This is a genomic window from Burkholderia sp. ABCPW 11 (assembly GCF_001523445.1).
Taxonomy (GTDB): domain Bacteria; phylum Pseudomonadota; class Gammaproteobacteria; order Burkholderiales; family Burkholderiaceae; genus Burkholderia.
On sequence record NZ_LOVM01000046.1, the window covers coordinates 309,776 to 331,543 of the forward strand.

At 67.7% G+C, this 21,768-nt stretch carries 20 protein-coding genes; 10 read left to right on the forward strand and 10 right to left on the reverse strand.

Translation table 11 applies throughout. The features are described 5' to 3' along the window. Window positions 1-41: 41 nt before the first annotated feature. A complete protein-coding gene (locus WS61_RS19630; protein ID WP_059502560.1) occupies window positions 42-1,475 on the forward strand; it encodes a nicotinate phosphoribosyltransferase in 1,434 nt (477 codons plus the stop codon). 42 nt (window positions 1,476-1,517) lie between these two features. Here WS61_RS19630 and WS61_RS19635 read toward each other — a convergent pair whose 3' ends face one another. Beyond that, the gene (locus WS61_RS19635; protein WP_059502562.1) at window positions 1,518-2,993 is read right to left on the reverse strand and encodes a PLP-dependent aminotransferase family protein; all 1,476 of its coding nucleotides are present in this window, start codon (window positions 2,991-2,993) and stop codon (window positions 1,518-1,520) included. Window positions 2,994-3,117: 124 nt separating this feature from the next. Between WS61_RS19635 and WS61_RS19640 the strand changes: the two genes are divergently transcribed. Beyond that, window positions 3,118-4,005 (forward strand): DMT family transporter, encoded by an 888-nt coding sequence (locus WS61_RS19640; RefSeq protein WP_059502798.1) that lies wholly within the window; start codon window positions 3,118-3,120, stop codon window positions 4,003-4,005. Window positions 4,006-4,179: 174 nt separating this feature from the next. Here the strand turns inward: WS61_RS19640 and lysA are convergent, their stop codons facing one another. Continuing rightward, entirely contained in the window at window positions 4,180-5,418 is a 1,239-nt protein-coding gene (gene lysA / locus WS61_RS19645; protein ID WP_059502564.1) for a diaminopimelate decarboxylase, read from the reverse strand. 108 nt (window positions 5,419-5,526) lie between these two features. On the opposite strand from lysA, the gene WS61_RS19650 reads away from it, so the two are divergent. Together WS61_RS19650 and WS61_RS19655 are read left to right on the forward strand one after the other, a co-directional pair. Continuing rightward, window positions 5,527-6,441: a LysR family transcriptional regulator gene (locus WS61_RS19650; protein WP_059502566.1), complete on the forward strand. Its 915-nt coding sequence runs from the start codon at window positions 5,527-5,529 to the stop codon at window positions 6,439-6,441. A 59-nt stretch (window positions 6,442-6,500) separates the two neighbouring features. Then, window positions 6,501-7,100 carry a GNAT family N-acetyltransferase gene (locus WS61_RS19655; RefSeq protein ID WP_059502568.1) on the forward strand — a complete coding sequence of 200 codons (600 nt, stop codon included), beginning with the start codon at window positions 6,501-6,503 and terminating at the stop codon, window positions 7,098-7,100. A 107-nt stretch (window positions 7,101-7,207) separates the two neighbouring features. Here the strand turns inward: WS61_RS19655 and WS61_RS19660 are convergent, their stop codons facing one another. Then, window positions 7,208-7,786 (reverse strand): DUF4142 domain-containing protein, encoded by a 579-nt coding sequence (locus tag WS61_RS19660; RefSeq protein WP_027781136.1) that lies wholly within the window; start codon window positions 7,784-7,786, stop codon window positions 7,208-7,210. Window positions 7,787-8,200: 414 nt separating this feature from the next. After that, window positions 8,201-8,824, reverse strand: a complete 624-nt coding sequence (locus WS61_RS19665) for an HAD hydrolase-like protein (RefSeq protein ID WP_059502571.1) — start codon at window positions 8,822-8,824, stop codon at window positions 8,201-8,203. Between the two features lie 160 nt (window positions 8,825-8,984). On the opposite strand from WS61_RS19665, the gene WS61_RS19670 reads away from it, so the two are divergent. Together WS61_RS19670 and WS61_RS19675 are read left to right on the forward strand one after the other, a co-directional pair. Beyond that, the gene (locus WS61_RS19670; RefSeq protein WP_059502573.1) at window positions 8,985-9,428 is read left to right on the forward strand and encodes a GNAT family N-acetyltransferase; all 444 of its coding nucleotides are present in this window, start codon (window positions 8,985-8,987) and stop codon (window positions 9,426-9,428) included. A gap of 56 nt (window positions 9,429-9,484) precedes the next feature. Further along, window positions 9,485-9,703 carry a DUF1653 domain-containing protein gene (locus WS61_RS19675; protein ID WP_006480837.1) on the forward strand — a complete coding sequence of 73 codons (219 nt, stop codon included), beginning with the start codon at window positions 9,485-9,487 and terminating at the stop codon, window positions 9,701-9,703. Window positions 9,704-9,762: 59 nt separating this feature from the next. Here the strand turns inward: WS61_RS19675 and WS61_RS19680 are convergent, their stop codons facing one another. The 3 genes from WS61_RS19680 to WS61_RS19690 form a co-directional block, all read right to left on the reverse strand. After that, entirely contained in the window at window positions 9,763-10,974 is a 1,212-nt protein-coding gene (locus WS61_RS19680) for a winged helix-turn-helix domain-containing protein (RefSeq protein ID WP_059502575.1), read from the reverse strand. Window positions 10,975-11,341: 367 nt separating this feature from the next. Further along, window positions 11,342-12,730, reverse strand: coding sequence for an MFS transporter (locus WS61_RS19685; protein WP_059502578.1), 1,389 nt, complete (start codon window positions 12,728-12,730; stop codon window positions 11,342-11,344). Window positions 12,731-12,756: 26 nt separating this feature from the next. Then, window positions 12,757-13,098 carry a hypothetical protein gene (locus WS61_RS19690; protein WP_157692756.1) on the reverse strand — a complete coding sequence of 114 codons (342 nt, stop codon included), beginning with the start codon at window positions 13,096-13,098 and terminating at the stop codon, window positions 12,757-12,759. A 14-nt stretch (window positions 13,099-13,112) separates the two neighbouring features. On the opposite strand from WS61_RS19690, the gene WS61_RS19695 reads away from it, so the two are divergent. Beyond that, window positions 13,113-13,742, forward strand: a complete 630-nt coding sequence (locus WS61_RS19695; protein ID WP_059502580.1) for a TetR/AcrR family transcriptional regulator — start codon at window positions 13,113-13,115, stop codon at window positions 13,740-13,742. Window positions 13,743-13,878: 136 nt separating this feature from the next. After that, window positions 13,879-15,597: an alpha,alpha-trehalase TreA gene (gene treA, locus WS61_RS19700; protein WP_059502582.1), complete on the forward strand. Its 1,719-nt coding sequence runs from the start codon at window positions 13,879-13,881 to the stop codon at window positions 15,595-15,597. A gap of 109 nt (window positions 15,598-15,706) precedes the next feature. On the opposite strand, the gene WS61_RS19705 is transcribed toward treA, so the two are convergent. Beyond that, a complete protein-coding gene (locus WS61_RS19705; RefSeq protein WP_059502584.1) occupies window positions 15,707-17,191 on the reverse strand; it encodes a carbohydrate porin in 1,485 nt (494 codons plus the stop codon). A 91-nt stretch (window positions 17,192-17,282) separates the two neighbouring features. After that, window positions 17,283-17,546, reverse strand: a complete 264-nt coding sequence (locus WS61_RS19710) for a hypothetical protein (RefSeq protein ID WP_059502586.1) — start codon at window positions 17,544-17,546, stop codon at window positions 17,283-17,285. Between the two features lie 1,081 nt (window positions 17,547-18,627). Between WS61_RS19710 and WS61_RS35260 the strand changes: the two genes are divergently transcribed. Continuing rightward, window positions 18,628-18,765 (forward strand): hypothetical protein, encoded by a 138-nt coding sequence (locus WS61_RS35260; protein WP_179949692.1) that lies wholly within the window; start codon window positions 18,628-18,630, stop codon window positions 18,763-18,765. Between the two features lie 117 nt (window positions 18,766-18,882). Further along, window positions 18,883-20,529, forward strand: a complete 1,647-nt coding sequence (locus WS61_RS19715; protein WP_059502588.1) for an Nramp family divalent metal transporter — start codon at window positions 18,883-18,885, stop codon at window positions 20,527-20,529. 125 nt (window positions 20,530-20,654) lie between these two features. On the opposite strand, the gene WS61_RS19720 is transcribed toward WS61_RS19715, so the two are convergent. After that, a complete protein-coding gene (locus tag WS61_RS19720) occupies window positions 20,655-21,563 on the reverse strand; it encodes a LuxR family transcriptional regulator (RefSeq protein ID WP_059502801.1) in 909 nt (302 codons plus the stop codon). Between the last annotated feature and the right edge of the window lie 205 nt (window positions 21,564-21,768).

The following is a 21,768-nucleotide window of genomic DNA, read 5'->3' on the forward strand; positions in this document are numbered from 1 at the left end:
CAGACGCGGCGGCACTTCAACGGCCTAGAGGAGCTCTAGCCATGCAAAACGATCCCGGCGGCTTTGCCTCGGTTCTTTCCAATCCGATTCTCAATACGGATTCGTACAAGGCTTCCCACTTCCTGCAATATCCGCCGGACGCATCGGCGATGTTCTCGTACGTCGAATCGCGCGGCGGCCGATACGACCGCACGCTGTTCTTCGGCCTCCAGATGCTGCTGAAGGAATATCTGTGCAAGCCGGTCACGCACGCGATGATCGACGACGCGCGCGATTTCTTCGCCGTGCACGGCGAGCCGTTCGACGAAGCAGGATGGCGCCATATCGTCGAGCACTACGACGGCTACCTGCCGGTGAAGATCCGCGCGGTGCCGGAGGGTTCGATCGTGCCGGTGCACAACGTGCTGATGACGGTCGAATGCGAGGACCCGCAGGTGTTCTGGCTCGCGTCGTATCTCGAGACGATGCTGTTGCGCATCTGGTATCCGGTGACGGTGGCGACCCGCAGCTGGCATGTGCGCCAAACGATTCGCCGCTTCCTCGAAAGGACCGACGACGATCTCGCGCAACTGCCGTTCAAGCTGCACGACTTCGGCGCGCGCGGCGTGTCGAGCGCGGAATCGGCCGCGATCGGCGGCGCCGCGCACCTCGTGAGCTTCATGGGTTCGGACACGGTGCTCGGCGTGCTGGCCGCGAACCGCTTCTATCGCGAGCCGATGGCCGCCTATTCGGTGCCGGCGGCCGAGCACAGCACGATCACGTCTTGGGGGCGCGAAGGCGAGGCCGATGCGTACCGCAACATGATCGGCCGCTTCGGGTTGCCGGGCGCGATCGTATCGGTCGTGTCGGACTCCTACGATCTGTTTGCCGCACTCGATCTGTGGGGCGGCGAACTTCGGCAGTCGGTGATCGATTCGGGCGCGACGCTCGTCGTGCGCCCCGATTCCGGCGACCCGGTGACGATCGTGCTGCAGACGGTGCGGGCGCTCGATGCGTCGTTCGGTTCGACCGTGAACGGCAAGGGGCGGCGCGTGCTGAACCGCGTGCGCGTGATCCAGGGCGACGGCGTCGACGAGCAGTCGATCGAAGCGATCCTCGTCGCGCTCGACGAGGCGGGCTACGCGGCCGGCAACGTCGTATTCGGCATGGGCGGCGCGTTGTTGCAGCGAGTGAACCGCGATACGCAGCGCTTTGCGATGAAGTGTTCGGCCGTGCGGCGCGGCGGTGTGTGGCACGACGTCCGCAAGGACCCGGTCACCGATCGGGGCAAGCGCTCCAAGGCGGGGCAGCTCACGCTGCTGCGCAATCGCCGCACCGGCGAGTATCGGACGGTGACGCTGCCGGTTGCGTGGGACGATCGTGCGCTGGAAGGCGAATGGGACGAGGCGCTCGAGACGGTGTTCGACACCGGGCGTTTGCTCGTCGATACGTCGTTCGCCGAGGTGCGGGCGAGGGCGCACGCGGGGGAAGCGTGACGCAGGCGGCGGGGCATCCCGCCGCGGCACGGCCGGTTCGCGTCACTTGCCGGCCAGCACCCGGCCGCCGGCATCCGCCGGCGTGCCGCCGCGTTCCACCCCACGCGCCGCGTCCATTGCCCGCGCAAGCGCATCGAACACGGCGGGCCCCTTGCAGCGCGACACGTTGAAGCGCATGTACGACGTCGCGCTGCGCGACACGCTGAATACGTCGCCGGGCGCGAGCACCACGTCGCGGTCCAGCGCGTGGCGCGCGACGCGCGCGGCGTCGAGCCCGTCCGGCAATTGCGCCCACACGAACAACCCGCCGCGCGGCTCCGTCCAGATCGCGAGGCCGGCTCGCGCGAGGCGCCGGATCGTTTCGCCCATCGCATCCGCGAGACGCGCGCGCAGGCTGTCGAGATGGCGTCGGTACGTGCCGTCGATCAGCAGCCGGTGCACGACGTTCGCGCCGATCTGCGCGTTGCCGAACGATGTCGCGAGTTTCAGGTCGACGAGCGCGTCGATCCATTCCGGGCGCGCGGCGACATAGCCGCAGCGGATCGCGGCCGACAGCGTCTTCGAGAAGCTGCCGATCGACACGACGCGCGACAGTCCGTCGAACGCCGCGAGGCGCGGCGCGGGCGTGCTCTCGAAATCCGCGAAGATGTCGTCCTCGACGATCAGCAGCCCGTGCTCGGCCGCGAGCGTCAGCAGCCGGTGCGCGACGGGCGGCGCGAGCGTCGCGCCGGTGGGGTTGTGCAGTGCCGCGTTGGTGATGTACAGGCGCGGCCGGTGCTCGGCGAGTACTTTCTCGAAGCGCACGAGATCGGGGCCGTTCGGCGTGAACGGTACGCTGACGATCCGCGCGCGGTGCGCGCGCAGCAGCGCCTGGAAGTTGAAGTAGCACGGATCGTCGAGCACGACGGTATCGCCGGGTTCCAGCAGCAGGCGGCACACGAGGTCGAGCGCGTGCGTGCCGCCGTCGGTCAGCATGATCTGCGCGGGTTCCGCGTGCACGCCGTGCTGCGCGAGCCGCCATGCAAGCTGCTGGCGCAGCGCGGGCAGGCCGAGCGGCGTCGCATAGTCGGTCAGCGCATCGGATTCGTCGCGCGACACGGCGCGCAGCGCGCGACGCAGGCTTTCGTCGGGCAGCCACGACGACGGCAACCATCCGCAGCCGGGCTTCACCGACGTCGGCGCCGCTTCGAGCGACTGGCGCGACAGCCACAGCGGATCGAGCTCGCGATCGAGGCGCGGGCCCAGCTCGGCGAGCGCGAGCGGCGGGGCGTGGCCCGACACGTAGAAGCCCGAACCGCGCCGCGCGACGAGCACGCCTTCGCTCGCGAGCCGCTCATACGCATCGACGACCGTCGATTTCGACACGCCGAGGGCGTCGGCCATCATCCGGATCGACGGCACGCGCGCACCGGGCATCAGCGCGCGGCTCGCGATCCGCGCGCGCAGGGTATCCATGACGGTTTCCACACGCGTGCGCGACGGCGCGGGCGGAGCGGGAATCGGGGTGGAATGGCTCATGGCGAACGATGAACTGTACGGCCGGTTGTTCAGTACAGTTTGTCTGAATTGTATTGGGCTGTAGCTTACGCCGTTTTTGCCGACGGCGGATCATCGGTCATCCATCTTCCATTCAGGGTTGACCGTGCAAAAGACGACCGACGGATGGCTCAGCGGCATGCTGGGCGTCATCATCTTCAGTGGCTCGCTGCCCGCGACGCGTGTCGCGGTGCAGGGGCTCGACCCGCTGTTCCTCACGTTCGCGCGCGCGACGATCGCCGGTGCGCTCGGCCTGCTGCTGCTCGTCGTGCTGAAGCAGAAGCGGCCGTCGCGTGCCGAGGCCGTGTCGCTGGCCGTCGTCGCGCTCGGTGTCGTGGTCGGATTCCCGTTGCTGACGGCGCTTGCGCTGAAGCACGTGACGTCGGCGCATGCGATCGTGTTCGTCGGGTTGCTGCCGCTTGCGACCGCGCTGTTCGGCGTGTGGCGCGGCGGCGAACGGCCGCGGCTGCCGTTCTGGATCTTCTCGATCGTCGGCAGCGGTGCGGTGGCCGCGTTCGCGCTGCGCAACGGCGGGCAGGCGTCGGTGCTCGGCGATGCGCTGATGCTGGCCGCGATCGTCGCGTGCGGGCTCGGTTATGCGGAAGGCGCGCGGCTGTCGCGCCAGCTCGGCGGCTGGCAGGTGATCTCGTGGGCGCTGGTGCTGTCGCTGCCGCTGATGTTGCCGCTCACGTGGCTGACCTGGCCCGCGTCGTTCGACGGCGTCGACGCCGCCGCGCTGTGGGGGCTCGCGTACGTGTCGCTGTTCAGCATGTTGATCGGCTTCGTGTTCTGGTATCGCGGGCTTGCACTCGGCGGGATCGCGGGCGTCGGCCAGTTGCAGTTGCTGCAGCCGTTCTTCGGCTTGCTGCTCGCGGCGGGGCTGCTGCACGAGACGGTGCCGCCGTCGATGGTCGTCGTGACGGTCGTGGTGGTCGGCTGCGTGGCGGGTGCGAAGTACTTCTCGAAGATGGCGCCCGTGCAGCGCGCGGGATGAGGCAGGCGCCGCGGCGTGCCGCGCATCGGGCCGACGTTACCCGATGCGAGGCCGACGGCAACGCGATGGCTGCCGATGCGCACGATCGCGATCGTGAACCCGGCCCGAAGCAAAACGGCCAGGCTGCCGGTAGCGGCAAACCTGGCCGTTGGCGTTCGTCACGCCGTCCGCGTGTTACTCGAACGTCTCCAGCGCGAGCAATTCGCCGATCGTCTGCCGGCGGCGGATCAGTCGCGGCGTACCGCGATCGACCAGCACTTCCGGCGCGAGCGGCCGGCTGTTGTAGTTCGAGGACATCGACGCGCCATACGCACCCGCGTCGTGCAGGAACAGCAGGTCGCCGATCTGCGGCTGCGCGAGCTTGCGGTGCGTGACCACCCCGCCGGCATCCTGCGTGAACACGTCGCCCGATTCGCACAGCGGCCCGGCGATCGCGAGATCGACGAGCGGCCGGCCGGCGGGCAGCGCGCCGTCGTGCGCGTGCACCGATACCGCGTGATAGCTGCCGTACATCGACGGGCGCATCAGGTCGTTGAAGCCCGCGTCGATCAGCACGAAATCGTGTTTCGGCCGACGGTTGACGGCCTGTACTTCGGTGACGAGCGTGCCGGCTTCGGCGACGAGAAAGCGGCCCGGTTCGATCTCGATGCGCACCGGATGGCCGAGATGCCGTTCGATCCGCTTGCGCGCGGCGTCCCACTGGCTGAAGTAGTGATCGACGTCGACACGCGGCTCGCCGTCGCGATACGGAATCGACAGGCCGCCGCCGGCCGAGATCGCGTCGATGTCGTGGCCGAGCGACGTGACGAGATCGACCATCGCGTCGCACACCTGCGACAGGTGGCCATAGTCGACGCCCGAACCGATGTGCATGTGGATGCCGACCAGCTTCAGCCCGTACTGGCGCACGATCTCGATCGCGCGCGGCACGTCGTCGATCCAGATGCCGTGCTTGCTCTGCGGGCCGCCGGTGTTGGTCTTGTTGCTGTGGCCGTGGCCGAAACCGGGATTGACGCGCAGCCACACGCGGTGGCCGGGCGCATGCTCGCCGATGCGCGCGAGCATGTCGAGCGAACCGGCGTTCACGGTCACGCCATGCTTGAGCACCGCCGCGAGCGTCGGGCGATCGATCAGGTCGGCCGTGAACACGACGCCTTCCGGCTCGCCGCCCGGGCTGAAACCGGCCGCGAGGCTGCGTTCGATCTCGCCGAGCGACACGGCGTCGACACACGCGCCTTCCTCGCGCATCAGCTTCAGGATATGGACGTTCGAATTCGCCTTCTGCGCATAGCGGATCACGTCGAACTGGCGCAATTGGGCAATGCGGTTGCGGATGACGTCGGCGTCGTACACCCACAGCGGGGTGCCGTATTGCTGCGCGAGCGTCGCGAGCTGGCGGGAATCGAGGGACATGGCGGATGAATCGGATCGAATGAACGGATAACCGGATGATGCGCCTGATTGGCTATACAGTAAAATGCCTATCTATCGATATTCGATTCATTTTTGATATATACGATCATGCTGACGCACCGTCATATCGAGGTTTTTCGCGCGCTGATGGTCACCGGCAGCACGACGCGCGCAGCCGAAATGCTGTACACGTCGCAGCCGACCGTCAGCCGCGAGCTGGCGCGGATGGAGCAGGTCGTCGGCTTTACGTTGTTCGAGCGCGCGCACGGCCGGTTGCGGCCGACGATGGCCGCGCTCACGCTGTTCGACGACGTGCGGCTCGCGTATGTGGGGCTCGAACGCGTCGCGGCGACGGCCGCGCGCCTGCGCGAGTTTCGCGACGGGCAACTGTCGGTGATCGCGTTGCCGGCGTTCTCGCACGCGATCCTGCCCGGTGCGTGCCGGCGCTTTCACGGGGCGCATGCGGGCGTCAGCGTGTCGGTCGCGACGCAGGAGTCGCCGGTGCTGGAGGAGTGGCTCACGGCCCAACGTTACGACCTCGGGTTGACCGAGCGCGACGTCGCGCCGGCCGGCACCGTACTCACGCCGCTGCTCGAAGTCGACGAGGTGTGCGTGCTGCCCGACGGCCACCCGCTGCTCGCGCAGGACGCGATCGACCTGCCGGATCTCGCCGACCGCCCGTTCGTGAGCTTGTCGCTGAACGATCCGTACCGCATCCTGATCGACGAGGCATTCGCGCAGCTCGGCGTCGCGCCGCGTTCGGTGGTCGACACCCCGTCGGCGGTGTCGGTGTGTGCGTTCGTGCGGCAAGGGCTCGGGGCTGCGATCGTCAACCCGCTCACGGCGCTCGATTTCGTCGGGCGCGACCTGCACGTGCGGCCGCTGACGCGCTCGTTTCCGTACCGGGTCAGCGTGGTCGTGCCCGAGCACCGGCCGAAGAGCCTGCTCGTCGATGCGTTCGCCGATGCGCTGCGCGGCGAAGCGAAGGCGATCCGCCGCCGGCTGGCCGCACTCCTCGGCTAGCGGCGCCGCCGTATGATGGTCGTTTCGCCGCCATCGTCCTCGTTTTCCGGAATCCCGTCATGACCGACGCATCGTCTTTCCTCGAGCAACCGACCCTCGCCGGTGAGCGTGTCGTCCTCCGCCCGCTCGTCGTATCCGACCGGCAGGCGCTGCTGGACGCCGCGGCCGACGGCGAGTTGTGGAATCTCACGGTCACGGTCGTGCCGGGCGCGCAGACGGTCGACGCGTACATCGACACGGCGTTGCAGGGGAGAGCGGCCGGCACCGTGATGCCGTTCGTGATCGTCGATCGCGCGTCGGGCCGTGCAATCGGCAGTACGCGCTTCTGGAAAATCGATCGCAAGAATCGCAAGCTCGAGATCGGTCATACGTGGCTGAGCGAATCGGCGCAGCGTACGCGCGCGAATACCGAAGCGAAGTGGTTGCTGCTGGCTTATGCGTTCGACACGCTGCAATGCGTGCGCGTGCAGTTCACGACGGACGAGCTGAACGAGAAATCGCGCGCGGCGATCCTGCGGCTCGGTGCGAAACAGGAGGGCATCGTGCGCCACGAACGGATCATGCCGGATGGCCGCAAGCGCAACTCGGTGCGCTTCAGCATCATCGACGACGAATGGCCGGAAGTGCGTGCGCGACTCGAGGCGAAGCTGACGACGTAACCCGTGACGCGGGACGCTCGACGTGCGTCGCGCCGCCGGCAGGGGAGGCGGCAGCGCGACGGCGGAGGAAACGGTGCGCCGCGCACGATGCGCGGCGCTGCATCGCCTTACTGCGCCGATGCGAGGTGATGACGCTGCGCGAGCTTCTGCGCGTCCGCGTAGTGCGCCTGCAGGATCGGCAGCGCCTGGCGTGCGACTTCCTTCAGCTTGGTGTCGCGGCCCGACGCGATTTCGGCCTGGAACGCCGAGATCGCCTTCTGCTGGCCGGCGAGCGCGACCTGTTCGATATAGGCCTTGTCGAACTCGGCGCCGCGCAGGCTCTTGATGCTGTTCAGCACGGTCGTGTCCGGGTCGTTGGCCGGCACGTCGACGCCGCGCGGGCTTGCCGCGCGCATCGCCTGGATGATCTTTGCATCGTCGGTCGACACGCGTTGCGCGAACGCCTTGACCTGGCTGTCCGACGTGCGCGAATCGGCGATGCGTGCCGCGTCGTGCTGGGTCGACACGGTCTTCGTGCCGTCCGTGATGAAGGCCTGGTCGGCTTCGTGAATGCGCGTCGCGGTCGCGGCCGGCGCAGCGGACGCGCCGGGCGCCGGTTGCGCGGTTTGCGCGGTCGCCGTCACGGCGACGAGAAGCAGGCCAGCGGCAGACAAGGCAAGGCGCGAAATATGGGGAAAGCGGTTCATGGGACCTCCTTTCGATCGGGGCTCTGGTTGAAAAACGGATCGTGCGATCCGTCGCTGTGCGAGAGACCGGGCGCGCCCGGGCCGGAGTCGACCGCCGCTCTGCCGCGGCGCCGGTCGAAGTGGGTTGTCCGGCCCGACTGATTCTAGGAGAGCGCTCGGGTAGCAGGTGCAACCGTGCTGTGGTTTGTGTAACGGTTGGTAAGACGAATCGAGGGGCATGCGTGCAGCCCGGTAGCGAGTACCTGATGCGCATGCGGCGATGGCAATTTTTGCGCGCGCGTGGCGCATGCAATGCATGAGATGCGCGTGCGTGTCATCTGCAATTCATCGGCGTGATGGCGTCGCAGCCGTGGCCGTCGCGATGGCCGCGCATCGGGCGAGTGGGCTGCGTGAGGGCGTGGCGTGCGTGAAGCGTTACACGCGATCGAGCAGCGCATCGAGGCGCGGCAGCAACGGCGTCGCGCAATGTGCCTGCAACGCGTCGGGTGCCGTGTAGCCCCACGCGACACCCTGAAAGGCGATACGTGCATGCCGTGCCGCGTCTGCGTCGCGGATTTCGTCGCCGACGTACAGCACTTCGTCGGCGCGCACGCCGGCCTCGCGAACGAGCGCGCGCAGACGGCGCGCCTTGCCGAACAGCGGAATGCCGCAGGCGAAATGGTCGACGCGCGCGCCGGCGCGCGGGCCGAGCCGGTCACGCACGATCTCCTCGGTATTCGACGTGGCGATCGCGATGCGGATGCCGCGCGCGGCGAGCGCGTCGAACGTTTCGTCGACCCCGGGGAACAGCCGCACGTGCGCGACGCGCGACCGCATCAGGCGGCGCATGTCGATCGTCACGCGCGGCACTTTCCACATCGGCACCTCGAGCGCGCGGACGATGTCGCGCGCCGACATGCCGCGCAGCGCCGGGCGCAGTTCGGGCGTGGCGTCGCGAAAGCCGTGCAGGCGCGACGCCTCCGACAGCGCGGCGAGAAAACTGTCGAGCGAATCGGCGAGCGTGCCGTCGAAGTCGAAGGCGACGAGGCGGTAGGTCATGAAGCAGCGTCTCGGTTTATCGGCGGATGCCATTGTCGCCGAATCGAGGATGAGCAGTGCGGCTGTTCGTCCACGGCGGACACTGGTGCCCCTTGTTCCGCACCCCACGGCGCGGTATCGTCGATGCTCCGCCTTCCGCCCCTCGCACCGGAGAACAGACGTGCCCGCTGCCACTCCCGCCACGCTCAGATTTTCCACCGACAAGCGCGAACTCGACATCGACGCGATCTTCGAATTCCTGCATCGCGACGCGTACTGGTCGCAGGGCATTCCGCGCGACGTGGTCGAGCGGGCGATCGAGGGCTCGCTGTGCTTCGGCGCGTACGTCGGCGACCGGCTCGTCGGGTTCGCGCGGCTCGTCACCGATCACGCGACGTTCGCGTATCTGTGCGACGTGTTCGTGTTGCCGGCCGAACGCGGCAACGGCTACGGCCGCGCACTGATCGACCATGTATTCGCGCAGGAGATGGTGCAGCGGCTGCGCCGCATCATGCTCGTCACGACCGACGCGCACGAACTCTATCGGCCGGTCGGTTTCGGTCCGCCCGCGAATCCCGAGCGGCTGATGGAGATCCGCCGCCCCGACATCTACACGAAACGCTGACGGGCGGCGCAGCGCATACAATACGCGCTTTCCGTTTTTGCCGAAGAGAAGCCACCATGACCGAACAGGAAGCCGAACAGCTCGCGACGCACCGCCACTACAAGGGCGGCCTGTACCGCTACATCGGCGTTGCGCGCCACTCCGAAACCGAGGAATCGGTGGTCGTCTACGAGCATCTGTGGCCGCATGCGCGCGGGCTGTGGGTGCGGCCGGAGGCGATGTTCAACGGCAATCTCGAAGACGGCACGCCGCGTTTTCGCAAGCTGCGCGACTGATCCGCGGCCGGCGGCGCGCGCCGCAAGGTAGGCCGGTTGCGTGAGCGAGCGTACGCGCGTTACGTACCGGCGAGGGCCTTCACCAGTTCCGGCGGTGCATGCCTGACCGTCACCTCCGGCGTGCCGTGCCACGCCGCGAGTTTCTTCACGGCCTTTGCAACATCGGTCGCGAGCCCGGTGCCGAACCGCACGCCCGGCTCGACGTGCACGGCTTTCAGCTCGAACGTGCCGAGCGTGCGGTGCGCTTTCGCGTCGACGCGGCCCACCAGCCGGCCGCGATGCAGCACGGGCAGGCAGAAATAGCCGTAGCGCCGCTTGTGCGCGGGCGTATAGCACTCGATCGTGTAATCGAAACCGAACAGCGTCGACGCGCGCCGGCGATCCCACACGACCGGGTCGAACGGCGACAGCAGCGTCGTAACCGTCGAGCGCAGCGTATCGGCCGCCGCCGCCGGCAGCAGCGCATCGAGCGAGCGATGTACGTAGGCCGGCTCCTTCCAGTCGTCGATCTGCACCGGAATCAGGTCGCCGGCCTCGGCGAGCCGCTCGAGTTCCGCGCGGTACGAACGGCGCGGCAGCCGATAGTAGTCGGCCACCCAGTCCGCGCGCACGACGCCGAGCGCGCGACACGTGTAGTCGAGCAGCGCGGGCAGTACGGCCTCGCGCGGCGGCAGGTCGCGCGTATCGTCCCAGTCCGGCAGCACGCGTTCGCGCACGTCGTACACGCGCTGGAAATTGCGGCGCTCCGACACCATCAGCTCGCCCGTCGTGAACAGCACTTCCAGGTGACGCTTTTCCGGCTTGCGATCCCACCAGCCGTTGCCCTTCACGCCGTCCTCGCGCGCGAAATCGGCTGACCGCACCGGGCCTTCCTCGCGAATCCGCGCAAGCAGCCGTTCGATCTCCGGACGATTCTGCGCGTGCCATTCGGCCGCATATTTCCAGCCCATCCCCGACGGATCGAGCATCTTGTAGCGCATCAGCCCGAATTGCTCGATCGGCAGGAAACACGCTTCGTGCGACCAGTATTCGAACAGGCGCGCCTCGGCGAGATGTTCGTCGAGCCAGTGCGGCGAGAAATCGCCGAGACGGCTGAACAGCACGAGATAAGGGCTGCGCGCGACGACGTGGATGGTGTCGATCTGCAACTGCGCCATCCGGCGGATCGTATCGAGCACGTCGGACTTGGTCGCCTTGCGGCGCGGCGGCGTGAGCAGGCCCTGGGCGGCGAGATGCAGTGCGCGGGCGGCGGCGGGCGAGAGCGTGAGCATCGGAAGGACGGTCGAGGGTGGCGATCGGGAACCACTTTAGCGCGAAAGCGGCGCGCGCGTGCGACGCGCGGCCGCAACGCGTCTGACAATGGTTGACAGATGCGTTTTGCAAGTTTCCCTATAGTGCAGTTCATGGCGCGACGACAAATGCGCGCAACGATTCCGCTTCCGACGCACATATGTCCATGGCACGCAGGAAGCGAATCCGGGATTCCCAACCCCCATCGGGAGCCCCGGAGCCCTGAGCGGACATCCATGCGGCTGTGCACCGGCCCCGTGTGGATGTCCGCTGATTTTTTTGTTTTTCCGGTTTGGCGTCCGTTGCTGCGCGACAGGTCATGCCGCCGCGCCGGCCGCTTGATGCCGCTCATTGCCGCTTGCCGCGCGCGACTTCGTCGCCGGCGCCGGGCGGCAGCCGCCGCGTGATCGGAATCGACGCGAACGAGCACAGCCCGACCACCAGGAACGCGGGCCAGAAATCCGACCACACCATCGCCTGATGGCCCTGGAGCCAGTGCGACACGTGCAGTACGAGGCCGGCCACCGTCACGCCGAGGCCCAGCGACATCTGCTGCACGACGCTGCCGAGGCTCGTCGCGCGGCCCGCGTCGCGCGGCGAGATGTCCGCGTAGATCATCGAATTCAGGCTCGTGAACTGCAGCGCGGGGAAGATGCCGCCGACGAGCACGATCAGCCAGATCGCCCACGTCGCCATGCCGGGATGGAACACGCCGTACGCGGCGATCGCCAGGCCCGCGAATGCCGCGTTGTAGATCAGCACCGTGCGAAAACCGAAGCGGCGCAGCGTATGCGTGGCGGTCGAGCGGCTGACCGCGCCGCCGAGCGCGGACGCGCACGTGATGAGCCCCGAGTGGAACGCGCTCATGCCGAGCCCTTCCTGCAGCGCGAGCGGCAGCAGGAACGGCACCGCGCCGAGCCCGATGCGGAACAGCGAGCCGCCCACGACGCTCGCGTGATACGTCGGGATCTTCAGGAAACTGAGGTCGAGCACCGGGCGCTCCTTGCGGCGCGCGTACGGCACGTACAGCGCGAGCATCGCGGCGCCGGCCGCGCACATGGCGATGGCGTTCGAGCGCGACGTGAGCGAACCGTCGATCAACGTGAGGCCCATCAGCAGCAGCGCGGCGCCGCTCGCCGACAGCAGGAAGCCGAACCAGTCGAGCGGGCCCGGGTCGGGCTCGTGCGTGTTCGCGATGTGCTTGCTCGCGAGGTAGATCCCGTAGAGGCCGATCGGCACGTTGATGAAGAAGATCATCCGCCAGTGCAGGTAGGTCGTGATGAAGCCGCCGACGAGCGGCCCGACCGTGGGCCCGAACAGCGCGGGAATCGCGAGGTAGTTCATCGCGCGCACGAGATCGGAGCGCGGCACCGCGCGGAAGATGATGATGCGGCCGACCGGCACCATCATCGCGCCGCCGACGCCCTGTATGAAGCGTGCGAACGTGAGCACGCCGAGGGAGTTGGACGCCGCGCACATCAGCGAGCCGACGACGAAGATGCCGATCGCGGTGCGGAACACGGCGCGCGCGCTGAAGCGGTCGGCGAGCCAGCCGCAGATCGGAATGAACACGCCGAGACCGACCACGTAGGCCGTGATCGCGATGTTCAGGGTGACGGGGTTGTGCCCGAAGTCCCTCGCCATCGCAGGCAGTGCGGTGACGATGATGTTCGCGTCGACGCTTTCCATGAACAACGCACAGGCAACGATGAGCGGTGCTAGAAAGACGGGCGACATGGGCTGGGCGCGCGGTAAAGGCGTCATTATGCCCACAATGTGACCGTTGCGTCACGTGCGACAACAGTTGTTCCGCATGTTGCAACAGTCGTCTTTTCCGGAGGATGGCGGCGAAGGGACGACTGCGCATGTGCGAGCGATGCGCTGCCTGGCACGAACAACGCAGTGTCGCCGCAGCGGAGCGTGGGCGCGTTTTCGATGCCGGGCTGGACGTCGACGCAGTGATCGCCGAACGGTGTGTCGCACGGCGCGTCGACCGCGCGTTGGCGCTCGAATGCGACGAGTGGATCGACGTTGGCCGGCCGGATCGATGCCTTTTGACGGAGCGGCAGGACGTTCATAAAATATGAGCGATTGCTCATATTCAAGCCCGCCTCCCGCCATGTCCGAATCGTCGTCGCGCATTCCGCTTTCGCCGCGCAAGGCGCCGCGCCAGCGCCGCTCGGTGGCCACCGTCGATGCGATCGTCGAGGCTGCCGCTCGCATTCTCGAGCGCGACGGCTTCGACGGTTACACGACGAACGCCGTCGCCGCGCTGGCCGGCGTGAGTATCGGCTCGCTCTACCAATATTTCCCGAACCGCGATGCGCTGACCGCTGCGCTCGTCGAGCGCGAGAGCGCGCATCTGCTCGACGACGTCGAGCGGGCGGCCGCGCTGTCGTCCTGCGACGACGTGCTGCGCACGCTGGTGCGCGGGGCCGTCGCGCACCAGATGCGCCGGCCGGCGCTCGCGCGGCTGATCGATTTCGAGGAGGCGCGGTTGCCGCTCGGCGCGCGCACCGCGCGCGTCGCGGACCGCATCCACGCGACGTTGCTGCATGCGCTCGGGTTGCGGGATGCGCCGCGCGTCGCCGCGCCCGACGTCGTCGCGCACGATCTGCTCGCGATCGTGAAAGGCATCGTCGACGCGGCGGGCGCGCGCGGCGAGACCGATGCGGATGCGCTCGACGCGCGCGCGTGGCGGGCGGTGCGCGGCTATCTCCGGGAGTCGCGCGAATCGAAACTTGCTTGATATGCATGTTTCGTGCGACAGTCGCACCCATTCGCTCCACAACATGACGCGTATCGATCGAAGGCCATCGAGACGAACGCGCGCGCGAACGAGACCTCGTGCCGATCCACTCACCATCGAAAGGAGGGGACACGCCATGACGTCACGTCGTGCCGCACCGCTTGCATCTCGCTTCCCGTCGCGCCAGTCACCGCCCGCGCCGCGTCTGCGCTGGGCTGCCGCACTGGCCATCGCCTATCTCGCCGTCGCCGGTTGCGCCGCGCAGGCCGACAATGCGAACCAGGCCGCCGCGCAAGCGGCCAGCCAGTCCGCGATGCCTGCCACCACCGCAGCCGCTCCCGCTCCCGCGTCGGGCACGCTGCTGCCGCCGCCGAGCCAGCTCTACGGCGACCTGTTCGTCGCGGTGCAGACCGCGCAGCTCTACCCCGACCAGAAGACCTTCGTCGACGCCACGCCCGATACCGATCCCGCGACGATCGTGCAGTTGTATCAGCAACAGAAATCGCAGCCGGGCTTCTCGCTGAAGGCGTTCGTCGACCAGCATTTCACGCCGCCCCCGGAAGGCGGCGTGACGCCGCCGCCGAATCAGACGCTGCGCCAGCATATCGACTGGTTGTGGCCGCAGCTCACGCGCACGAGCGTCACGGCGCCCCCGTACAGTTCGCTGATTCCCATGCCGAAGCCGTACGTCGTGCCGGGTGGCCGTTTCCGCGAAGGCTACTACTGGGATACCTATTTCACGATGCTCGGGCTGCAGGTGTCGGGGCGCGAGGATCTCGTCGACGACATGCTCGACAACTTCGCATACCTGATCGATACGATCGGGCACATCCCGAACGGCAACCGCACGTACTACGCGAGCCGTTCGCAGCCGCCGTTCTTCGCTTACATGGTCACGCTCGCCGCGCAGGCCGAAGGCGACAAGGTCTACCAGAAATACCTGCCGGCGCTGCGCAAGGAGCATGCGTACTGGATGCAGGGGGAAACCACGACGCCGCGCGGGCAGGCGGCGCGCAACGTGGTCGCGATGCCCGACGGCGCCGTGCTGAACCGCTACTGGGATGCGAGCGACACGCCGCGCGACGAGTCGTATCTCGAGGACGTGACCACCGCGAAATCGGTGCCGTCCCGTCCGGCGAACGAGGTGTACCGCGACCTGCGCGCGGGCGCCGAAAGCGGCTGGGACTACAGCTCGCGCTGGTTCGGCGACGGCAAGACGCTCGCGACGATCCGCACGACCTCGATCGTTCCGGTCGACCTGAACAGCCTGATGTTCCATCTCGAGACGACGATCGTGAAGGGCTGCGCGATCACGCGCGACATCGCCTGCGTGGCCGATTTTTCAGGGCGCGCGGCGCGGCGTGCGGCCGCGATCAATCATTACCTGTGGAACCGTCGCGGCTATTACGGCGACTATGACTGGCAGTTGCGCAAGCCGCGCGACGGGGTGACGGCGGCCGCGCTGTATCCGCTGTTCGCGGGCGTCGCGTGGCCGGAGCGCGCGAAGGCGACCGCGCGCGAAGTGCGCAAGACGCTGCTGCAGCCGGGCGGCCTCGCGACGACGACCGAGAACACGGGCCAGCAGTGGGATGCGCCGAACGGCTGGGCGCCGCTGCAGTGGATCGCGATCGACGGGCTGCGCCGTTACGGCGAGCCGGCGCTCGCGAAGGACATCGGCACGCGTTTCCTGTCCGACGTGAAGCACGTGTACGCGACCGAAGGCAAGCTCGTCGAGAAATACGTGGTCGAGGGCACCGGCACGGGCGGCGGCGGGGGCGGCGAATATCCGTTGCAGGACGGCTTCGGCTGGACCAACGGCGTCACGCTGAAGCTGCTGGGGCTGTACGGCGAGTAATGCACCGCGGGTAAGCCGCGGGCGGGCCGTGTGCTTGCACGGCAGGCAACCGCACGGGCCGGACCGTCGCGCAAGCGGCCGTCCGGCCCGTGTTTTCATGCGGCGGGCGTCAGAATGTGATCGTCGTGCGCACGCCGACCACCGTTTCGTCGCCGATGCGCGCGCCGGCCGCGTTCGGGTTCGGGATGCCGCCGCCCGGGCGGAAGAAGTGCTGCAGGTCGGCCTGCACTTGCCACCATGGAGCGACCTGGTACTGATAGGTCGCCTCGACGACCGTCTCCGCGCGGCGCACCGGATAGCCGGGCGTCGTGTACGCGCCGGTGTCGCCGTCGAGGCCACGCGCATGCGAGCCGATCTTCGCGTAGCCGATCGCGATGCCGGCGACGTCGTTGTCGCGTCCGGCGAACGGCGCCTTCAGCGTCACGCCGGCATTGGCGGCGAAATCGACGACATTGCGATCGCCCGGCGAGCCCATCACGCGCGCGAACACGCCGACCGAGCGCGGGCTGTCGGCGGACGGCCGCCACACCATCTGATCCGCGACCGCATAAAAGCCGTAGTTGCCGCGATGCGTGGCAGGGGTGCCGTTGCTCGCCGGATCGGCGAGCGACAACCCGTCGGCGCCGTAGCGCGGATCGTTCGCATGCTGCGAGTGATACCAGAAGCCGAGTTTGTACGTGCCGGGCAGGCCCGCCGGTTGCGGGGCCTTCGGATCGGCGGGCGGCGCGTTCAGCGCGTACTGCACTTCGCCGATCACGAATGCGCCGCTGCGCAGGTTGAAGTTGGTGCCATGCGCGTTCAGCACCTGCGCGTCGCCGTCGGCGCGGCCGGCCGGGTTGCCGTCGAACACGCCGACCATCGCGGTCCACGCGTCGGCCGGTTTCATGCGCAGCCGCACGCCGAGCGACGACAGCGGATACGCGGGGCCGCCGGACGGCAGGTCGGTGGACGGCAGCACGGGCCAGCCGAACGTCGCGTTCATGAATGTCGCCGCATTCTGGCTTACCATGAATTCCTGGTCGACGCTCTGCTGGCCGACTTTCACGTCGACCTTGCCGTCGAGCAGCGACTGCTGGTACCAGAGTTCCCACAGGCGGGTGGTCGAATTGGCCTCGATGCCGGTCGCGGTCTGCAACGTCTGCAGGTAGCGCTGCGTGAGGTTGGTGCCGTGGATCTGCAGCCCCGACACGTTGAACGTGCCGCCCGGCAGGCCGATCGCCTTGCCGGTATCGACGTCGAAACCGAATTGCGTGAGCCCCTGGTACGCGCCGCCGCGACCCGTGCCGCCGGACGTGTTGTACAGATACTCGCTGGTTTCCTGCAGGCTCAGCGTGACGCCGTGCTCGTCGAGCACGTCACGCAGGCCGCCCATGTTGCCGAGCAGGTTCGAGCGTTCCCAGAGGCCGGTGGGCGCGGGCGCGGCAGCATCGGCGGCCTGTTGCGTGGGGGCGGTAGCGTCGCCCGCGCCGGCCGCCGGTTCGGCGGCGGCGGACGCTGCTTGTGCGAATGCGGAGGTGGCGGCGAGCGACAGCAGCAGCGCAGCGAGCGCATCGGCGCGAAGCTTGCGCGGGATGGGTGAGAGCGGGTTCTTCATTTGGGTTCCGTTGGCAGTTTGATTAGTTAAGCTGAGGAAACGGGAACGGGATGCGGGGGCATGCGACGAGACGGCCCGCGCGGAGAAGGGCTTACGGCAGCCAGCCGCCGACGCGCCACACGTGCGCGAAGCCGACGCGGGGCGCGACCGAGCACAGCAGCGCGGCGAGCGCGACCGCGGTCGCCGTCGCGGCGATGAGCAGGCAGTCGAGCGGGCGCGGCGCCGGTGTATGGGCGAGCGCCCGGCCGCGCCAGTGGCCGAATGCCCGGGCGAACGATGCGCGGCCGGAAAACGAGCGGTTGCACGCGACGCGCACGATGCGCTTGAGTCTGACCGCGAACGATTGAAAGAACATGACGCTGCCTCCGTTGCGTCCGGCGAACGCCGGGCGACGTGATCGAGCGCGGGTGCGTGACGCGGCCTGCGATCGGAGGATGGAACATGGCGGAGCGTGCGACTGACGAACCGGCGATGGCCGGCCCGGCTGGAGGCGCGCTAACCCGACGAGTGCGAGCTAGCGGCAAAAGACATGCGTCTGGCTGCTATCTCGCGATGGCTTGGCCGGCCTGGACCGGCATCGAACTACAACTAGAGCATGTGTCCACGGAGGGTCTCCCGTGATGAATTGGGGCGGATTGTAGTCGCGACTTTTGCTGCGGCGCAAGTAAAAAACGCACGAAAGATGCGCTGTGTGGTGCGAGCGTGGCGGCGCAGCGGCGCCGCCGCGCGGCCGCCCGCCGATGGCGAAAAGGATGCGCGGCGGGGTGCCGGGCCGTTGCTCGCACGCATCGGCGCGTGGCCGCCTCATGACGGCACTGAAAGGTTTCGGAACGTTATTTCAGGACGAAATCTTTCAATCGCGGCGGGCGGGAAATTTATTTCGAAAAATGGGGTTTCGAGGGGTTGACTTCACTTTCGGGCGGTCCATAGAATCCGCCATCTTCACTCTTGGGGCCGCCGCCTTGGACGCCTGCAGTAGTCGATCTTCGAACGAAATTTCCGCCTGAGCGACCGACGTCCGCGCCTCATCGAAGCCGCCGTTTGTCTCCCGGGCAAACGGTGCGCGCAGCAGTACTTCGCAGCCACTCCCTACGTGCACCCTGATTCGCGCCGGTTAGCGTGATGCGTTTTCGCATGCGTTGCCCGGTTTCACCGCCGCCCGGCAGGCGGCCGCGTTCGCGCATCCGTTCTCCGGGCGCGCGAATGCCGGCCCGCAAGCCGGACGGCGGTCAACCGTGTTCCCCGGAACACCGCACAGGAGCCGCCATGAACGACAGTGACAGTTGTCCCTTATGCCCGTTGCATACGCAGACCCTTTCGAACCCGGGTCGCGGGGACAATCCGGCCGACTAGCCTGACACGTCGTTCAGGCCCCGGACTGGCCCCGCGCCCACGACGCGGCCGGCACGCCTGCCGTCGCCGCACGGAGCCAGACCATGAACTTCGGCCTTCTGCTGTCGAACTTTCCGCACGTCACGGAATCGCGCCACCACTACGACGCGATGCTGACGCTCGATGCCCGTCCGCGGGTGTTCGCCCGCCTGCTGAACCAGCTGAAATCGTTGATCCACTGAGAAGAAACGCCGAGCGCGCCTCGGCATGCGCACGCGCAGCCGCCCGAGGGCGGACGCCGCGTGCGCATTCCAAGGTCACACGCTTATCGAACAACCCTTAGCCGTACGGAATACATCATGTCCACGCCATCCAACGTCTCTCCACCGATCGCGGCCGATCGCGGCGCCGTGCTCGACGAAGCCCATCTGGGCGACATTCGCGGTGCGCTCGGCACGATCGCGCACCACGACACCGGCGCGCGCGGCACGTGGTGGGCGCGCCTGCGCACGCTGCTCGCGATCATCGGCCCGGGCCTGATCGTGATGGTCGGCGACAACGACGCCGGCGCATTCGGCACCTATACGCAGGCCGGCCAGAACTACGGCACGACGCTGCTGTGGACCCTGCTGCTGCTCGTGCCGGTGCTCTACGTGAACCAGGAAATGGTGCTGCGCCTCGGCGCGGTCACGGGCGTTGGCCATGCGCGCCTGATCTTCGAGCGCTTCGGCAAGTTCTGGGGCGCGTTCAGCGTGATCGACCTGTTCCTGCTCAACGCGCTGACCATCGTCACCGAGTTCATCGGCATCACGTTCGTGCTGGATTTCTTCGGATTGCCGAAGGTGGCCGGCGTGTGTGTCGCCGCCGCGCTGACGATGGCCGCGGTCAGTACCGGCGATTTCCGGCGCTTCGAGCGGTTCGCGATCGGGCTGTGCGTGCTGAGCCTGCTGCTCGTGCCGGTGCTCGTCTCGATCCACCCGCCCGTCGCGCAGATGACGCGCGATTTCTTCGTGCCGAACTGGCCCGCGCACGCGAAGCTGTCCGACGTGATGCTGCTCGTGATCGGCATCGTCGGCACGACGGTCGCGCCATGGCAATTGTTCTTCCAGCAGAGCTACGTGATCGACAAGCGCATCACGCCGCGCTTCATGAAATATGAAAAGGCCGACTTGTGGATCGGCATCGCGTTCGTGCTGGTGGGCGCGGTCGCGATGATCGGCTTCAGCTCGGCGCTGTTCGGCGGCCATCCGGAAGCCGGCAACTTCACCGACGCGGGCGGCGTCATCGCGGGCCTCGAGAAGTATGCGGGCCGCACGAGCGCGACGCTGTTCGCGGTCGCCTTGCTCGACGCATGCATCATCGGCGCGGCGGCCGTGTCGCTGTCGACCGCGTACGCGATCGGCGACGTGTTCAAGATCCGCCACTCGCTGCACCGCGGCGTGACCGACGCGAAGGGCTTCTATCTCGTCTATTTCGGCATCGTCGCGGCCGCGGCCACGCTCGTGCTGATCCCGGGCAGCCCGCTCGGGCTGCTGACCGAAGCCGTGCAGACGCTGGCCGGTGTGTTGCTGCCGAGCGCGACGGTGTTCCTGCTGGTGCTGTGCAACGATCGCCAGGTGCTGGGGCCGTGGGTCAACTCGACGAAGCTCAACGTGTTCACGGGCGCGGTGATCTGGGTGCTGGTGCTGCTGTCGATCATCCTGACCGCGTCGGTGATGTATCCGGACATCAGCGGGGAGGCGATCGTCGACGTGCTGGTGGGCGGCACCGTGCTCGCCATCGCCGGCTATCTCGCGACGGTGCTGATTCGCCGCCACAAGCGCGTCGTCGAGCCGGCCGTCGACCGTTCGCTGCGCGACACGTGGCGCATGCCGCCGCTCGACACGCTCGAGCCGCAGAACATGACGCTCGTGACGCGGATCTGGATGGCCGTGCTGCGCGGCTATCTGGTGATCGCGGTCGGTCTCGTGATCGTGAAGGTCGTTCAGATGACGTTGCTGAAGTAATGCAGCCCGTCTGACAGGACGCGGCGCCGGACCCGGCGCCGCAACCCATGCATGCCGGCCCGCGAGGCCGGCATGTGCGTATGCGCGCCCGGTTGCGCGAAGCGGCGCCCGCGCCGCGCCCGTGCTCAGATCAGCTCGAGCTTCGACGTCAGGTACGTGAGCTGGATCCGGTTCGCGACGCCGAAGCGCTTGCGCAGCTTGCGCAGGTGATAGTCGACGTTGTGCGCGCTGGTGTCGAGACGCCGGCCGATTTCCTTGTCGGACGCACCTTCGGCGATGCCGAGCAGCAGCTCCTGCTCGAACGGCGTGAGCCCGTTGACCGCGCGCTCGCGCGACGTCGAGATCAGTTGAGGCGACGCGAACTTGTGTACCGACAGCCCGATCGACAGTGCCTGCTCGATCGTCGCCGGCGTGATCCATTCGCGCGTGCGGCGCGGCGCGGTGAAGCTCATGAACGCGTGCAGCCGCGTGCCCGGCACGGCCATCGAATACATGATGCCGCTGCACATCCCGTCGTCCTGCATCGTCTGCAGGAAGCCGTCGAGCGCGGCCGGGCTCACGCAGGGCGCGTCGTCGCGCTCGCGGTGTTCGCGGCGCAATTGCTGCAGGTCCCACACGATCGGCATGTTGCACACGCGCGCGCCGAGCGTGCGCGGATCGACGTCGTGATGGTTGTGACGCACGTAGTCGCCGCGATAGGTGGCCGGCGTGAACGCTTCGTGCAGGTAAAGACTTTCGACGCGCTCGCGCGTGAATTCGAGCGCGAAGTACGCGAACGTCGAGAAGCCCGTCAGATGCAGCAGGCTCGCGACGATCCGGTTGCGCTCGGCCGTGCTCTGCGCGTGCGCGAGCGTATCGGCGACGCCGAGCTTCGGCGCGTGCGGCTGCGCGACGTCGCCGCCTTTCACGTCGTCGCACCAGACGACCTGCACGGGGCGCTCGCGCAGCGCGTCCGCGCTTGCGTGCGATCCGCGCGACGAGCGGGACAAGGTGGTTGGGGCGACCGCTTCTTCATGCAATGCAATATCGGACATGAGCCATCCCTCGGAATCGACGCGCATCGCCTGGCGGCGGCCGTATCGTGTACGGCATTCGCGGCGGTGCGACCGAGCATCGTTGTGATATGCGCCGATCGTCATCCCTGACGAAACGCGGGGGCATTGTACAAAAATGCCGGTGTGTGCGTAATATGCCGTAATACGAATGGCGGCGAAAGGTTCATATTCGCACGCCTATGGC

Coding starts and splice junctions, on each gene's coding strand:
- WS61_RS19630 (WP_059502560.1), top strand. CDS start 42: ATGCAAAACGATCCCGGCGGCTTTGCCTCGGTTCTTTCCAATCCGATT.
- WS61_RS19635 (WP_059502562.1), bottom strand. CDS start 2,993: ATGAGCCATTCCACCCCGATTCCCGCTCCGCCCGCGCCGTCGCGCACG.
- lysA (WP_059502564.1), bottom strand. CDS start 5,418: ATGTCCCTCGATTCCCGCCAGCTCGCGACGCTCGCGCAGCAATACGGC.
- WS61_RS19650 (WP_059502566.1), top strand. CDS start 5,527: ATGCTGACGCACCGTCATATCGAGGTTTTTCGCGCGCTGATGGTCACC.
- WS61_RS19655 (WP_059502568.1), top strand. CDS start 6,501: ATGACCGACGCATCGTCTTTCCTCGAGCAACCGACCCTCGCCGGTGAG.
- WS61_RS19660 (WP_027781136.1), bottom strand. CDS start 7,786: ATGAACCGCTTTCCCCATATTTCGCGCCTTGCCTTGTCTGCCGCTGGC.
- WS61_RS19665 (WP_059502571.1), bottom strand. CDS start 8,824: ATGACCTACCGCCTCGTCGCCTTCGACTTCGACGGCACGCTCGCCGAT.
- WS61_RS19675 (WP_006480837.1), top strand. CDS start 9,485: ATGACCGAACAGGAAGCCGAACAGCTCGCGACGCACCGCCACTACAAG.
- WS61_RS19680 (WP_059502575.1), bottom strand. CDS start 10,974: ATGCTCACGCTCTCGCCCGCCGCCGCCCGCGCACTGCATCTCGCCGCC.
- WS61_RS19685 (WP_059502578.1), bottom strand. CDS start 12,730: ATGTCGCCCGTCTTTCTAGCACCGCTCATCGTTGCCTGTGCGTTGTTC.
- WS61_RS19695 (WP_059502580.1), top strand. CDS start 13,113: ATGTCCGAATCGTCGTCGCGCATTCCGCTTTCGCCGCGCAAGGCGCCG.
- treA (WP_059502582.1), top strand. CDS start 13,879: ATGACGTCACGTCGTGCCGCACCGCTTGCATCTCGCTTCCCGTCGCGC.
- WS61_RS19705 (WP_059502584.1), bottom strand. CDS start 17,191: ATGAAGAACCCGCTCTCACCCATCCCGCGCAAGCTTCGCGCCGATGCG.
- WS61_RS19710 (WP_059502586.1), bottom strand. CDS start 17,546: ATGTTCTTTCAATCGTTCGCGGTCAGACTCAAGCGCATCGTGCGCGTC.
- WS61_RS35260 (WP_179949692.1), top strand. CDS start 18,628: ATGAACTTCGGCCTTCTGCTGTCGAACTTTCCGCACGTCACGGAATCG.
- WS61_RS19715 (WP_059502588.1), top strand. CDS start 18,883: ATGTCCACGCCATCCAACGTCTCTCCACCGATCGCGGCCGATCGCGGC.
- WS61_RS19720 (WP_059502801.1), bottom strand. CDS start 21,563: ATGTCCGATATTGCATTGCATGAAGAAGCGGTCGCCCCAACCACCTTG.